This window comes from Pedobacter nyackensis, from assembly GCF_900176505.1.
Lineage (GTDB): Bacteria > Bacteroidota > Bacteroidia > Sphingobacteriales > Sphingobacteriaceae > Pedobacter > Pedobacter nyackensis.
In genome coordinates, this window is record NZ_FWYB01000012.1 from 35861 (window position 1) to 50372 (window position 14512).

Below are 14512 nucleotides of genomic sequence, written 5' to 3' on the forward strand. Positions count from 1 at the left end.
GCACATGTACTTGCCATTGATGACATTATGTTTGCCCCAATAAGCCTCAGCTCAATTGTGTCGCACTGCGGACACAATTGAGCTGGACTCATTTAGTGTTGGCATAAAGATTATGATCGGAGTAACTTTGGACAGATCCTTTTCATTAAGTGGAACTCAAGAATATCCCTATGTCAGAAGAGTTATATATTACGGTACTATCGCCAAAGCGTTGCTGAACCATAATTATAATCATGACAGAATTATTGGTTTTATGGGATTCTTGAAAAACTTCATATTCATAAATAATAATGATATTAATCGTATTTTTGATCAACAGATTGAAATATTAACCGGAGGAACAATCAATATGGGCATCATAGAAACAATAAAAATGCAGGAAAGACGGGAAGGGAAGCTTGAAGGTAGACTTGAGGGCAAACTGGAAGAGGCTTTGGAAATTGCACGTGAACTCAAAAAAGAAGGGCTGGCTATTGATTTCATTGCTAAAACCACCAGACTGTCTATCAAGGAAATTGAGGTTTTATAGTTTTTAATAGAATATTCTAAACACCCGTTTAGGCATCGTGATTTAATAAAGAAAGCACCTGTTTCTTATTCTACAGCACACATTTTTGTATAATATCCTGAGGGAACATTAAGGTAGGATTGGATATCATCTGGGCTGGCAATTTCTTTAACCCATGGATATGTTTCCAGAAGGCTTATGTATCGTTCTGCGGAGGTAAAGGTCTTGAGCTCATTCCTATTTTTAGCTATTTTGTCAAGATGTTTCTTCTTAAAAACTCTATAAAACTGTCGGACCTCTTCGAATTCACGTAATAGAGATTTCAGGTTTGGTTTAGATATCCCCACTAAAGTGACATCAGTTAGTGTTATGATTTCGCTTTCAGATGTAGTTCTAAGCGCAAATTCTTTTGGGCCAATAAATGAAATTACTTTACGTGGTTCTGAAATACTTGAATATTCCACTGCGTAACCTTCGTTAATAAACATTAGTTGTTCTTCATGGGTATTTGTCGAAGTGAGATGGCTACCTGAAGTTATATTAGAAGTAGGCAAATTATCAAAATTCATATTATTGGTTCTTATTTTGTTTTCTTATTATATTTCTCTGCAAAATTCTTCAAAGCTTTGACAAGCTCTGGATTATTGACCTTTAGGGATTTGGTTTTTCTGTTCGAAGGGCTCAACCTTGCTATTAGTCCAATCGCTTGGATTAAGTAAGTCTCTCACGTCTACTCTTAAATATTCAGCAATTTTATTTAATGTAGTAACTGTAGGTTGTTGTTTATTGTTGACCCATCTTGAAACTGTTTCTTTTTTAACTTTTAGGTATTTAACTAGGTCATTATTTCCAGCTTTCTTTTGTTCGAGAACTTTTGCTATTCTATTAATCATAAAAAAAGTAAATAAATGTTGATTCTTAAAGTCAACTTTACTATATTTGTAATCAGTTAATTATAGCGACAGTAGAATAGGGAAGATCCTTATTTTAACGATGTTACTCATGAGCGAAACCGTCAAATTCCGCATGAGAGCAATGTAGTTCGCCATTTCTATTGAATATTTATATCTTCGCGATATCTAAATTCAATAGGGCGGACTTCATGTTAGTCTTTTGCGGAACCTAGTTTTACTGGGTGGTTCTTGACGGTACCAGCTCAAAAGCATTGAAGTTCGCCCTATTGGTTTTTACCAATCTGGGTTTTGTTTATTTGCTTTTATTGAGTACACATCGTTTACATAACCATTTATAAACAGTGTATGAAAACGAAAAAATTAAGCTACACCACACGTCTCTGTTCCCAGACGGTAGTATGTGTTAATTCCCTTAAATCCTTATTAAAGAACGAACTTTGTTCTCCACCGTAATGATTGCTAGAAAATACAAGTAAATAAGCCGTTAAAAGCTAAGTGTGAAAAGAGCGCACATTTATCTCTGAGGTTTATAATTAGCTTGTTACCAGCCCTTATAAAGCTTTTTAGGATTTACAAGGTACATTACTTTGGTTTGTCGCGATTCCAAGATAATGCGTTTTTTCCAATAAAGCAAAATGATTAAAATCAACCGTATCATTTACATGCGGTAAGGGCTGGTTTATAGCCAGTTTAATTTTGTCATTAAAATCTTCCTTACAAATCTCCACGAACTAGCCAAGAAATATAAAAACTGCAGATAATTCATTATTTAAACGGTGTGAAACATCGTTCAGGACGTGCTATGCTTTAAATTTTATGAAACGATCAAACACCCCCACACAACATATATTAATCAAAGCCAACACCAGAAGTGATGGGGAAAGCATTGAATTTGCTATTATATACCTAACCGAATCATGGAAAGCGCTTATAGCATCCCGTTTAAAGGCCATTAAGCAATTTAAGGCTGATGATGATTTCAATTGTCATAGTTTTTGGGATGCCTCGATAAGTTATTACAATGGCCCTGGTACCCGAGAGTTGGTAAAAGAAATTCTGTCTCCGCATGATGACTGGGCTTATGTAACCTTACCTCCCGAAACAGAACGCACATTTCAGCATCCTGATAATCCCCTTGAGGCGCATCAACTCTTAATCACCACAAATGGCATAGCACATTTCAAAGCCTATGGAAAACATACCAATGACGAATATTGGACGGAAGAATTCAACTTAAAGAAACTATTCAATAAATGACCAAATAATTAACTACTAACCAATATTAACTGTATGAAACGAACGACATTAACCATCGTAATAGCCGCGCTTTGCCTTTTTTTTAAGGCAAATGCTCAGCACTCAACCAAACTCAGCGGACGGGTGATTTCCTTGGCTAACAATACACCGCTTGCAGGAGCAACCATTACTATAAGGAACACTAAAATCAGTACGCAAACTGATAAAAATGGGAAATTTAATATTTCGGCACCCAATAGCAGAGGTGATTTAACTATCAGCTTCACTGGCTACAAAACCAAAGTGATTTCATTTTCAGGTGCAAGTATGGAATTATACGAAGTTACATTAACTGAGGATGAAGGTAATTTAAAAGAGGTTGCTATTGTGAGCACGGGGTATCAAAACATTCCAAAAGAACGTGCTACCGGGAGCTTTGTGCTTATCGACAGTACATTACTTAATCAAAGAGTAACCACAAATATTTTGGATAGGCTAGATGGAGTAACCAGTGGCCTTATCTTTAACCGAAATCTGAATAACCAGGCCAACAATGCTTCAATCAGCATCCGCGGTAGAAGTACGTTATTTGCTAACCCCAATCCATTAATTGTATTAGATAATTTTCCTTATGACGGTGATTTAGAAAACATCAATCCTAACGATATTGAAAATATTTCTGTACTTAAAGATGCTGCTGCCGCCAGCATTTGGGGAGTGAGAGCAGGAAACGGTGTGATTATTATCACTACGAAAAAAGGATTGAGAAACGGGCAACCAAGAGTTGGCCTGGTTGCCAATGTCACAGTTGCCAATAGGCCGGATGTTTATTCAAAGCCCTGGATGAGTAGTGAAGAATTCCTGGGTTTAGAGGAGTTCTTGTTCAAACAAGGTTATTATAACAGTACAATTGATACGAGATATTCACCAATTACGGCAGGCGTTCAGGTCTTATTTGACCGCAGGAATCAACTGATTTCCCCGGGTGATTCTGCATTGCAGATCGCTAAGCTGAAACAAATTGATACCCGGGACCAATGGAGCAGGCTGTTTTATCGGCCTTCAATAAATCAGCAGTACCAGGCAAACATTAATGGTGGGGCCGAAAAGCAGAAGTATTTCATCTCGGCGGGCTTTGATAGAAATGATAAAAGTTTGGTTAATGAAAGTTTTGAAAGACTAACGCTTAATGCAAATAATACCTATTACCTCGCCAAAGATAAATTAGAAATTTTTTCGGGCATCACTTTTACCAATAACACAGATAGAAGAGGGACAGATACTTATATACCGCTAAGTCCCTATGATTTACTCGAAGGTCCCTCCGGGCAAGCTTTGGAAATTGGAAGTTATCTGCGGCCATCTTTTACAGATGGACAAGGGCAAAGTAAATTGCTGGATTGGAAGTATCGGCCATTGGACGAACTGAATAGCAATAGAAAAAATACGATCACAGATTATAGGATTAATATGCGTGGGGCTTATCAGTTTTTTGAGGGCCTTAAACTGTCGCTAAATTACCAGTATCAAAAAGGGATTGATGATTATAGTCTAAATCACGCTGCTGATTCCTATTTCACCAGAAATCTAATAAATACTTATACAGTTATTGATCCCTTAAGTGCTGAAGCAAAAAGTCCTATCGCAGCAGGGGCGGTCCTGACTGCAGGAGCATCAAATTACTCCTCAAAGAATTTCAGGGGGCAATTGGATTTCAGGCACTTATTTAAAAGCAGCGAATTAAATATTTCAATGGGTTATGAGCTAAAGGATTATTCTTCCTTTTCTACTACACAGATTTATTATGGGTATGATGAGTCACTAGCCTCCAATTCGAACGGTTTACTTAACGCTTCTGGTACTTATCCCAATCGCTTAACTGGAGGCTCAGATGGGATTAACACAGTTCCATCACAATCTTCAAGTGCCGATCGCTATCGGTCATATTTTGCTATTGGCTCTTATATGCTAAAGAATAAGTATATATTTTCAGGGAGCATAAGAAAAGACGAATCTAATTTGTTTGGTGTTAAATCCAATCAGAAAGGAGTTCCCCTTTGGTCAGCTGGATTCAAGTATCAGCTTAGTACGGAGAATTTTTATGGTTTAAAATGGTTGCCGGCATTGGCGTTTCGTGCAACATATGGCTATAACGGTAATGTTGATAAAACAACTTCAGCATACCTGACTTCGATGTATTCCTATCGTAATGTATGGGGAATAAATGCCGCTGAAATAATTAACCCGCCAAATCCTTCATTAAGATGGGAAAGGATAAAGAATCTAAATTTTGGAATTGATTTCGCAACAAAGCAAAATTACGTTTCAGGAAGTCTGGAATATTTTGTCAAATCAGGAACCGATTTGATTGGCAATAGTCTCATAGCTCCACAAACCGGTGTCAACACTTTTAAAGGCAATTCAGCAGATACCAGAACCGACGGAATTGATGCTTCATTAAAAATAAACTGGTTTAGGGAGCGAACGTTTTCGTGGAATACCGGCTTGCTATTTAGTTACAGCAATGAAGTGGTGAAAAAGTATAATTTCGATCAGGGTACAAATGGCAATTTGATCTTCAGTAACTACAATAATCCTGTTGAGGGTTATCCTTACAATGCTGTTTTTAGCTATAAATATGGAGGATTAGATGCTGCCGGAAACCCAATAGGCTATCTGAATGGAGCACAGACTAAACTGTATGCCAGTATACAGAATTCCAGAAACAGAGAAGATCTGAATTTCCATGGCTCGGCTATCCCAATATACTTTGGGTCGGTATTGAATACGATAGATTTTAGGGGGATAACATTAACATTTAATGTTACCTACAAACTTAAATACTACACCAGAAGGACATCTGTATTTAATGGAAGTAGATACGATTTCCTCCAAACGGACTATAATAAACGATGGAAGGAACCAGGAGATGAAGCCATTACAAATGTACCATCGCTGGTGTATCCATTCAATCCCAATAGAGCAAATTTTTATGAAGGATCAGCAGCCCTGGTAGATCGTGGAGATCATATCAGGCTACAGTTTTTACAACTTTCGGCGCCAATTAGCAAGATTGTTAAAAAATCCAAATGGTTATCGGGCTCAATGGATTTCAGCATGAACAATGTCGGCATATTGTGGAAACAAGCAAATACTAACTATGATCCGGACTACGGGTATATGACTATACCACTAATGATTTCAATGGGGATAAAACTTAATATCAAATAATCATGAGACTAAACAATTATTATATCATATTCATCCTATGGATTGCTATTTTAGGCTGTAGCAAGGATTTTTTAGATAAAAAGCCAAATAGCAGCATTGTAGTCCCAAAGACACTTAACGAACTTCAAGCTCTGTTGGAGAACCACTCCATCATGAATCTAACCGGAGGACTTGCGCAGATATCATCTGATGAGTATACCATACCCTTAGCCAGCAGCTATGTTGCTTTAAGAGATCAAACAGCAAAGAATTCCTATATATGGAGTAAAGACCTCTATGGGGGGCAGGCAGGGATACAGGATTGGAATAGCATATACAAGATTGTATTTTATGCAAATAATGTACTGGAGGAAATTGATAAGGATACCTTCAAGGATAAAACAGCTTTTGAAAATTTAAAAGGATGGGCATTGTTTTCAAGATCCTATGCTTTTTTTAATCTGGTAAGTAATTTTTCCCCCGTATATAATACGCAAACTGCAGATTCAGATTTAGGTGTTCCTTTAAGAACTACTCCCGGGGTTGATTATGTTGCGAAAAGGGCCACATCGGAAGAAACATTTAACCTTATTGTATCAGATTTGAATAAAGCGTTACTGCTTCTTCAAAAGACAGTAGCAACAACAAATCCAAACCGGCCATCTAAGCCAGCCGCATATGCGCTTTTGGCAAGAATCCATCTATATATGGGTAATTATGGCGCTGCTGAAGCAGCTTCCGACAGTTGCTTAAAAATATATGATAGGTTAATTGACTTTAATACCTTGAGCTTAACATCCGCTATCCCAATTGGATATGTTAATGATGAGACGCTATTTTTCAGCTCCCAGGTGCCAACCTATGCTGATCTTACCAATCCAGGCTCAGCAGCAATCACAAGAGTTTACAGTGTTGCAAATGAGGTTGTCTCATCTTACACTGCCGACGACCTTCGGTCAAAATTGTTTTTTAATAGGGCTGCCAATGGAAATTATAACATCAAGAGGAGATATACAGCGGGAAATACACCTTTTACAGGATTAACAACGAATGAAGTGTACCTCATCAAAGCCGAATGTCTGGCGCGGAGAAATGAACTTTCGGCTTCAATGACCTATTTGAAAACACTGCTCGATAAGCGCTTTAAACCGAACACCTATATCCAACCATTGCCCTCAACAAAAGAGGAAGCTTTGCAGATTGTGTTAACGGAAAGGCGCAAGGAATTACTTTGGCGAGGCTTAAGGTGGTATGATCTCAAGAGATTAAATAGGGAGGGGGCAGGCATAGTTTTAAGCAGAACCGTTGATGGCGTTTCTTATTCTCTTCCACCAAATGATCCCAGATATGTATTTCCAATTCCTGATGATGAAATCTCAATGACCGGCATTGAACAGAACATAAGATAATTTTTAACATTTATATAAACCAAATCACATGAAAGTATTAAGTATCATATTGGTCTTTTTTCTAAAAATTGGATCAGCAGATTGCTCACCGCAACCAGATGTAAAGCCAGTAGGCAGTATTACAATTACCGGGAAGGTCACGGGTCTTGACTCCACCATGCTGCATTCGGAGCTAGGCTTGAGTGTTTACACAGGCAATGATATAGATCTCAAAACTGGAACGCCTCGAGATGGATCTGTTTATCCTTTTGAAATAAAAAAAGGACATTTCTACTTAAAGATCCCTGTAACAAGTAAATATTCATATTTGAAATTCAGGCTTTTAAAATCAATCAATTTTTTATCTTATGGATTTCCTTTGATCAAAGTTGGAGATAGCATAAATCTTGATATTGATGATTCAGAAATTTCTATTACGGGTAAAAACCCTCAGTTTTGGGATCTGCAAAAAAGAGCATATGCCAATAGCGTATTTCTTTCCGGGAGTCCTTCATCTGTAAGTGACATTTCCAGGCTATTTGCTAAAACGGATTCTTTGATCAACACATTCAGTTCAGCATTACTTACTTACCCTGCTGATGAGGAATTAAAAAAAATACTGAAGATCAATATTGAATCAAGATTGAGAATGAGTTTGTTAAACAAATTTAAGGTGGTATCTCTTACTAATGACCTGTCCTCAAACACTTCAATTAGAACGTCCTTAGATAATTATTTTCAGGTTTGGAGTCGAATTAATGATCCGGTAGTACTAAATAATACACCTCAGTATCTGGATGCTGTGTTGCTGTATTACCAGTTAAGAACTCTTTTCTCTGCAGAGCTCAGAAATAAGAAATTTAATCAACTGTATGAGGAAATAAACAGGCATACGTCTGGTTTACTAAGAGATAAACTCGTTACTTATTTATTTTGGAAGAAGGCAGGACTAAGCGGTGATATGCAAACTTTGTTTTTTAAAGAACTAAATAGAATTCAGGATGGCAACAGTAAAGAAATAATGACAGAGATACTGCATGCAAAGGTGAAAGGGGCAAAAGTGCCTGATTTTAAATTTGAAACCCTGGATAGAAAAAAGATATCTTTAACTGATTTTAAGGGCAAAATGGTAGTTTGTCATTTTTGGTTTATAAAATGTGGAGCTTGTGTCCGATTGGTAAAAAATCTGGATCCAATTATTAAGAAATTCAGCAATGATCCCAGTATCATTTTTATAAACGTCAATGTTGATAAACAAAGAGATCTATGGTTGAAAAGTATTGAGGAGGGAACTCATACTTCAGATGTTGAGATTTCCCTGTTTACCGAAGGTCTTGGGACAAGTCATCCATTGATTAAACACTACGGTTACACAAGCTATCCAAAACTGATGGTTATCGGAAAGAACGGAGAACTCTTATCCTCGGATTTCCCTCAACCATCAGATCAGGAATCTGGAAAAGTGTTCGAAATGTTCTTGAGGAAAAATAGATAAGGTAAATAAGCTCAGGGCAGTAAGGCCCTGAGCTTATTTAATTTTAACAATTATGGAAATGCCCAATATGATTCAGGATTCCCAGGGATATTGTTTGCTGGAATCGAAGAAGACGAGAAGGATGATACACCTGGATCCTGAGCGGTATTGTAACGCTGATGACATGGTTCATAGTCATCTACACTTTCACATCCCCCGGTTGAAGGGAAAGATCCATCAGTAGAGAACCTGTTGTAAGTCAATCCATCAGCACTCAAAAGATACACGATTTCAAGCGCTCTTTTTTCTGGTGTAAACGAACTCATCGTTACTACACTTAACATTAACCCGAGACCTAATCCGAAGGCCATCAAGGGTGCTTTATTTATTCTATTCATAATATTTGGTTTTAGGATCTCCTTTAAAATTTCAACCTGTACGCAGAGATGGGTTAATACAGGAGGTTCGGGTCACTCGCATGCCGGTAATGGGGCATGTGATACTATTGTATCCATACCTTTGCCCTCCTTTCTTTAAACTTTAGGTTTAGTATCAACCCAGTTGCGGCAACTGCCGTAACAAACAGGTTCAGTATTAAATTGGCTTCCCAACTGCCCAATAGGCCTGCGCAGTTACATGGGATTCTGTTATAAACATCTAATAAGGCCAGGCCAACATAAGTAGTGTAAATGAGCATCATTGAACAACTAAGGATCATGCCGGTGAACCTGGTTGTGGAATAGACCAGTAATGCTGCAATCGTAATTTCAACAGCGGGTAGGGTATAAGCCAGCGCATTGCTAATGCTGGCAGAAAATACCTGGTTATTCATCTCTCCTTTAAAGGTGTTGAAATCATAAAGTTTTGATCCGGCCGAGAAGAGCCAGAACAGAATGAATACCACTGATAATAAAATTATAGGTCGATCTGTTTGAAGAGAAGAGGTTTTCGTTTCCATAGCTTTTGTTGTTTAATAAACTAAAGTTCAGGAAACAGGAAATGAATGCATCACACATTTGTGGTAAACGTATCCCACATTTGTGGGCTTTATATCCCATAAATGTGGGATACCGATGCTTATTAAGCTATTATTTCCCTCTTAAACGGCGTAGGGTTTCTGGATTGATTTTGAGGTATTGGGCAATGTGTCGCATTTCGGCAAGGTTGTAGATGTTCGGATGCTCTGCCTCTAATTTCTGTACCCTATAAATGGCAGATAGGTGTAAGTCCGCTTCATGTTCCTGCTGAAGTTTGCCGTAATTCCCTCTTATGTTCTCCGAAAGGGGTTCTAATTCAGGAAATGTAATTTTCATTGTTATGAAATCTGCAAAGGGCATCCCAACGAGCCTGGTGTCTTCCATAAGTTCGATAGCGCTTAGTGATGGCTCCCTGCTGAATAGGCCGGGAGTGGTATATAGAAAGTCCTTTTCAAACCAAAATTTGGAAGCGGTCTCTTCCAGTGTTATCGGGTTAACCCAAAACTCTATGGCAGATCCTTTATAGATAAAATAGGCCGACTCCTGAATCTCCTTATAATTCAGGAGTCTTTTACCTTTCTTCAGATCGATCTCAAATAATTTCTTTTTTAATTCAATCTTCAGGGCAGTTGAGCATGCCGGATAGAAATGCTCGAGCTCTTCTATCAGTGAATTATAGGCTGGATTTGAACAATTCATCACTTGATTTTAAGGTTAAAGACTGTTGGGCCTGTTTAAAATGTCCAATACGCTACTTTCGAGGTAAAAATTGGCTCCACCAACTTTTTTGCTGATTAGTTTGCCGGCCTGGACGTAATTGAATAGTGTTCGATCGCCTTTTCGGAGCATCATTTTAGCAGTGTGACAATCCAGCCAGTTGTCCCTGGTGGACGCCTCTTTCATTAGACGTTGTTCTACTCTTTGCTCTTCAAAGTAAGTTTCAAGCAATAAGAGTATGCGTTTTAAAATTGCTATCATAAATCATGGATTGAGGTTTATAAAACTAGATTACCCAGGTAAATGCTGTTGCTGACCCTTTTTCTATCGTCGGAAACGAATGACAGGTAGGCGTGGAGGTGCTTGCCTTTAACACCCGGTGAAAGTTCGATCAATTCTGTCTGCTCCAAAAAACGGGCACCAGTAAGTATGGTGTATGATTTTCCGGTTTCTTCTGCATGGATTAGCACCATTGCTTGTGCCCGTCTGTCGTCCCAGTTTTCAATCGGATCATAATCCCAGGTAAAGCGTATGCCATTACCTTCGGCTAATGCCTGAGGGTTATTGGGCAATTGGATATCTCCCTCTGTTAGCCTTACCGCCGGGTATAGAATTTTGATATCAGGATATTCACCATGAAGCGCATTGAGCAACTGGTAAGACTTGGCGAGGTTGTTGGCGGTTTGGGGCAAACCCCTGGCTACGCTTTCAAAACCCATGCCTACAAAGCGTGTCATGCTGTTGATGAATTTGTTCACTACCGACATTCCTTTCCGGTAAAAAAGTTGCTTTAAAGATGGGGGGACTTTCGACTTTCTCTTTTTTGAGCGTACCATAGGTACTCCACAACGTACATAACCTTCAACATTTCCAACATTACCACTGATACCGCCTAACAGGCCATTCTTGATTCTTGCCATAAGAGAGATTTTTTCCTAAAAGTAGGAACTAAGGTTTTGAATGTCAACCCGCTCGCTGTCGGTTTAAGTATAGTTTAAGGAAAATTGTTTGATGGTTAATTAACCGACGTTGGACGGATATTGGATGGGTTTGCCCGTTCAGTCTCCGTTCAATGTCCGTTCAATATCCGTTCAAATGCCGTTCAATATTTAGCTTCTTTGCGTTAACTGTAAAGAAACTTCAGGTAGTTGGTGGGTGCTTGTTTTTATGGCAATTATTTTAAAATAGTCAGCTTTTTTTAACATATGTCAAAAAAAAAGTCCTGATGATTTGATAATTTTGTAACAATCAACCGAATATAAATTAACGTTTCATCTCAAATGAAAGAATTCAAGAACAGTTCTCTTATTCGTAAGGAGCTGATTAGTCATGCTTTTTATGACCAGTATTTTAATTACTTGTTAAAGATTTATCCTGATTCCGTCCGATGTTTTGCTCAATTGAAAGATAGATTAGTAGGGTACTATAGCCAGGGTAATCCCATTTTATTAAAAGCTGGTGCCATTAGCGATAAGAGTTGGTACGTATGCGAAGGAATGGTGATAGCCTACTATTACGATCACAATAAGGTATTTTCGGTATATGCAATTTTTGAGGCAGGAGAAATAGCCCAACAGCCCGATAGCTTTATGACTGGGATGCCTAGTGATGTTTTTTTAATGGCTTGTCCGGATACCCATTTGCTGGAGCTTAGTGCCACAGACATTGAAGAGATTTATAAAATTTACCCGGGAACGGAGCATATTTCAAGAATGGTGCTTGCTTACCAATGGCGAAAGCTTCAGGACCGAGATCGACTGATGAGGTTTGAAGGTGAGGATCGGGTAAAGCAATTCTATAAAATTTTTCCCAGTGTGAAGCTAACTGATAAGAAGAAGATGATGCAAAAAATAATCAGTTCTTACCTGATTATAAAAGGCCCCACGCTAAGCCGACTTCGCAAAAAACTTATAGAGGAGGAAGATATTAGCGTTGGAGGAGGTGTAGAGCAATCGGAACTAAACAATTAATGATAAAAAAAATATAATGCTTATGAATGATTTAAAAACTTATCTCGAGGCAGTACGTGAAAATAGGGTTGATGAGCTGGAAGGCAAAATTGGATTACATATGTATGATGAGGTAGATCGGGAAGAATACCAGCATTACATTCCTCTACTGTGTAAATATATTCAATCTGAAAAGGATTATGTGTCGCTGAATGATGCTTATGAGGCTTTGTCAAGGATTCTTTTACCTGATACAAATCTCGAACCATTAAAGGATGTAGTGCGTGGTGGTGGTAAGCAAGCCCGGGACTGGGCATTTAGGATCTTTGGCACGATTGATAATACTGAAAATGAACATTTTTTATTGGAAGTACTAAGTAGGACAGAAGACAAGGAAGAAATTTTCACCATTTGTGTAGCGCTTACAAAGATTGGATCTATTCGTTGTTTCCCGATTCTTCTGGCACGCCTCTCATCAAATCGCTACCTTGATGAAGTTATTTACGATACTTTAAAGGAGGTGGCTGAAAAATTGAAAATGTTGCCTGAAGCGTGTGAGGAACTAATGAATCCTTCGTTCTGGAAAACAACGTGGAGTGGATCTGGCAAGGAGTTTGTAGAATTTATGTCTGGGATACCAATTGAGAATATCAACCTCTATGACATGGACCAGTTGGCGGAAATTTATATAGAGGAAATGGAAGTGGATATATTTCCCCATAAGAGCTTTAAAGATTTGAGAATATTTTATTCTAAAGGGGGTATACTAGAGGATAAAATAGAGGCATCATTAGAAAAGCTACATAAGTTGATTGAACAACTGCAATCGATGATTGCAATGGATGAAGTTTTAGAGGAAACAGGTGTATCAGTAAGCAAGGGAACACTATCCGAAGATTTACTCGCGGAACTTAGATCTACGTATTTTACTACGAGACTGAGAAGACGTATTAAATTTGAAGATGATGATTATTAGGACTACATGTGAATCTGCAAACAGACCATGATAGTTTTACATTCTAGGTATTGACGCCTGGAAAGCAAATCCTGATTTTGATGCCTGATTACTTACGCTTCTTGGCATGAAAATCTTAAGGGTATCGCCATGGTAGTAGAATTACCCATTTCATTGCGTGTGTATTGCGGTACCCTTAAATTATAGCAGGAATGAGTCACATCTTAAAAAATGGCCCTGTGATTATCAGAATAAAATTTTGTACACATACCTGTGGTCAGCACTCAGGCATATTTAATTCTGTTAGCTTCAAGAGAAAGCGTAGATTTTCCTGAAGTTTAGCTGGTGTGGGCATAAAGATTATGATCGGAGTAACTTTGGACAGATCCTTTTCATTAAGTGGAGTCAAAAACATCCGTATGCCAGAAGAGTTATATATTACTGTACCGATAAATAAGAAAAAAGGCGACCTAATTGAAAAGCCCCGAAAGAAAAATGATGAACTATTAAAGGGGGCTTTCGAAGAGAATTTTCCTGATTTCCTACGGTTTGTTTATCCTGACGCCGATCAGGTGTTGGATTTCAGCAAAGGGATAGAATTTATGGATAAGGAGCTTCATGCCATTATCCCCCATAGGGAGCGCAAAAAGGATAAACGTGTAGCAGATCTGTTGGCCAAACTCTATTTAAAAGACGGGACAGAAAAATGGGTTTTGCTTAATGTAGAAATTGAGGGTGGTAATGATCCTGAATTTGCTTATCGGCTTTATCAGTACAATTATCGCATTCGAGACCGATATAAAAAATCAGTAGCCGCAATAGCTGTTTTTACTGGAGATGAACAGCAAGACAGACCAACTGAATATAGAGATCACCTTTTAGGAACAGCACTTTCGTTTAAGTATTTAACTTATCATGTTTTTGATCATGACGAGAGGACCCTTCTTGCAATACAAAATCCATTTGCGCTTATTGCGTTAGCTTGTCAAAAGGCACTACTTGAAGGTAAAATTCCTGATAAGGAACTGGGTGATGAACGGCTTACCATCGCCAAAGCATTGCTGAACCATAATTACAGTCATGATAGAGTTATTGGTTTTATGGGATTCTTGAAAAACTTCATATTCATAAATAATAATGATATTAATCGTATTTTTGATCAACAGATTGAAATACTAACCGGA

General features: G+C 38.1%; 15 protein-coding genes. 8 read left to right on the top strand and 7 right to left on the bottom strand.

Going from position 1 to position 14512, the window contains the following annotated elements:
- Positions 1-112 precede the first annotated feature (112 nt).
- Positions 113-529, top strand: coding sequence for a hypothetical protein (locus B9A18_RS25420; RefSeq protein ID WP_235005376.1), 417 nt, complete (start codon positions 113-115; stop codon positions 527-529).
- A gap of 65 nt (positions 530-594) precedes the next feature.
- On the opposite strand, the gene B9A18_RS18550 is transcribed toward B9A18_RS25420, so the two are convergent.
- Both B9A18_RS18550 and B9A18_RS18555 read right to left on the bottom strand, forming a co-directional pair.
- Positions 595-1077, bottom strand: coding sequence for a cyclic nucleotide-binding domain-containing protein (locus B9A18_RS18550; RefSeq protein ID WP_084291042.1), 483 nt, complete (start codon positions 1075-1077; stop codon positions 595-597).
- A 72-nt stretch (positions 1078-1149) separates the two neighbouring features.
- Positions 1150-1401: a helix-turn-helix transcriptional regulator gene (locus tag B9A18_RS18555; RefSeq protein ID WP_084291043.1), complete on the bottom strand. Its 252-nt coding sequence runs from the start codon at positions 1399-1401 to the stop codon at positions 1150-1152.
- A gap of 837 nt (positions 1402-2238) precedes the next feature.
- Between B9A18_RS18555 and B9A18_RS18560 the strand changes: the two genes are divergently transcribed.
- From B9A18_RS18560 to B9A18_RS18575, 4 genes are read left to right on the top strand one after another with little or no spacing between them, the layout of a single operon-like run.
- Positions 2239-2679, top strand: a complete 441-nt coding sequence (locus B9A18_RS18560) for a hypothetical protein (RefSeq protein WP_084291044.1) — start codon at positions 2239-2241, stop codon at positions 2677-2679.
- Positions 2680-2712: 33 nt separating this feature from the next.
- Complete coding sequence (locus B9A18_RS18565; RefSeq protein ID WP_084291045.1) at positions 2713-5889, top strand: SusC/RagA family TonB-linked outer membrane protein; 3177 nt, start codon at positions 2713-2715, stop codon at positions 5887-5889.
- A 2-nt stretch (positions 5890-5891) separates the two neighbouring features.
- Positions 5892-7277, top strand: a complete 1386-nt coding sequence (locus tag B9A18_RS18570; protein WP_084291046.1) for a RagB/SusD family nutrient uptake outer membrane protein — start codon at positions 5892-5894, stop codon at positions 7275-7277.
- A gap of 28 nt (positions 7278-7305) precedes the next feature.
- Positions 7306-8751, top strand: a complete 1446-nt coding sequence (locus tag B9A18_RS18575) for a TlpA family protein disulfide reductase (RefSeq protein ID WP_084291047.1) — start codon at positions 7306-7308, stop codon at positions 8749-8751.
- A gap of 50 nt (positions 8752-8801) precedes the next feature.
- On the opposite strand, the gene B9A18_RS18580 is transcribed toward B9A18_RS18575, so the two are convergent.
- The 5 genes from B9A18_RS18580 to B9A18_RS18600 all read right to left on the bottom strand — a co-directional run bounded on the left by B9A18_RS18580 (position 8802) and on the right by B9A18_RS18600 (position 11344).
- The gene (locus B9A18_RS18580) at positions 8802-9128 is read right to left on the bottom strand and encodes a hypothetical protein (protein WP_084291048.1); all 327 of its coding nucleotides are present in this window, start codon (positions 9126-9128) and stop codon (positions 8802-8804) included.
- Between the two features lie 104 nt (positions 9129-9232).
- Complete coding sequence (locus B9A18_RS18585; protein WP_084291049.1) at positions 9233-9688, bottom strand: MauE/DoxX family redox-associated membrane protein; 456 nt, start codon at positions 9686-9688, stop codon at positions 9233-9235.
- A gap of 130 nt (positions 9689-9818) precedes the next feature.
- Positions 9819-10406, bottom strand: coding sequence for a cyclic nucleotide-binding domain-containing protein (locus tag B9A18_RS18590; protein ID WP_084291050.1), 588 nt, complete (start codon positions 10404-10406; stop codon positions 9819-9821).
- A 15-nt stretch (positions 10407-10421) separates the two neighbouring features.
- Positions 10422-10685, bottom strand: a complete 264-nt coding sequence (locus B9A18_RS18595) for a hypothetical protein (protein ID WP_084291051.1) — start codon at positions 10683-10685, stop codon at positions 10422-10424.
- A gap of 17 nt (positions 10686-10702) precedes the next feature.
- The gene (locus tag B9A18_RS18600) at positions 10703-11344 is read right to left on the bottom strand and encodes a DUF6266 family protein (RefSeq protein ID WP_084291052.1); all 642 of its coding nucleotides are present in this window, start codon (positions 11342-11344) and stop codon (positions 10703-10705) included.
- Positions 11345-11704: 360 nt separating this feature from the next.
- Here B9A18_RS18600 and B9A18_RS18605 point away from each other — a divergent pair, with 360 nt between their 5' ends.
- From B9A18_RS18605 to B9A18_RS18615, 3 genes are all read left to right on the top strand, one after another.
- A complete protein-coding gene (locus B9A18_RS18605) occupies positions 11705-12394 on the top strand; it encodes a Crp/Fnr family transcriptional regulator (protein WP_084291053.1) in 690 nt (229 codons plus the stop codon).
- 22 nt (positions 12395-12416) lie between these two features.
- Positions 12417-13349 (top strand): hypothetical protein, encoded by a 933-nt coding sequence (locus B9A18_RS18610; protein WP_144009542.1) that lies wholly within the window; start codon positions 12417-12419, stop codon positions 13347-13349.
- Positions 13350-13747: 398 nt separating this feature from the next.
- A partial coding sequence (locus tag B9A18_RS18615) for a hypothetical protein (protein ID WP_235005377.1) occupies positions 13748-14512 on the top strand: 765 nt, incomplete at its 3' end.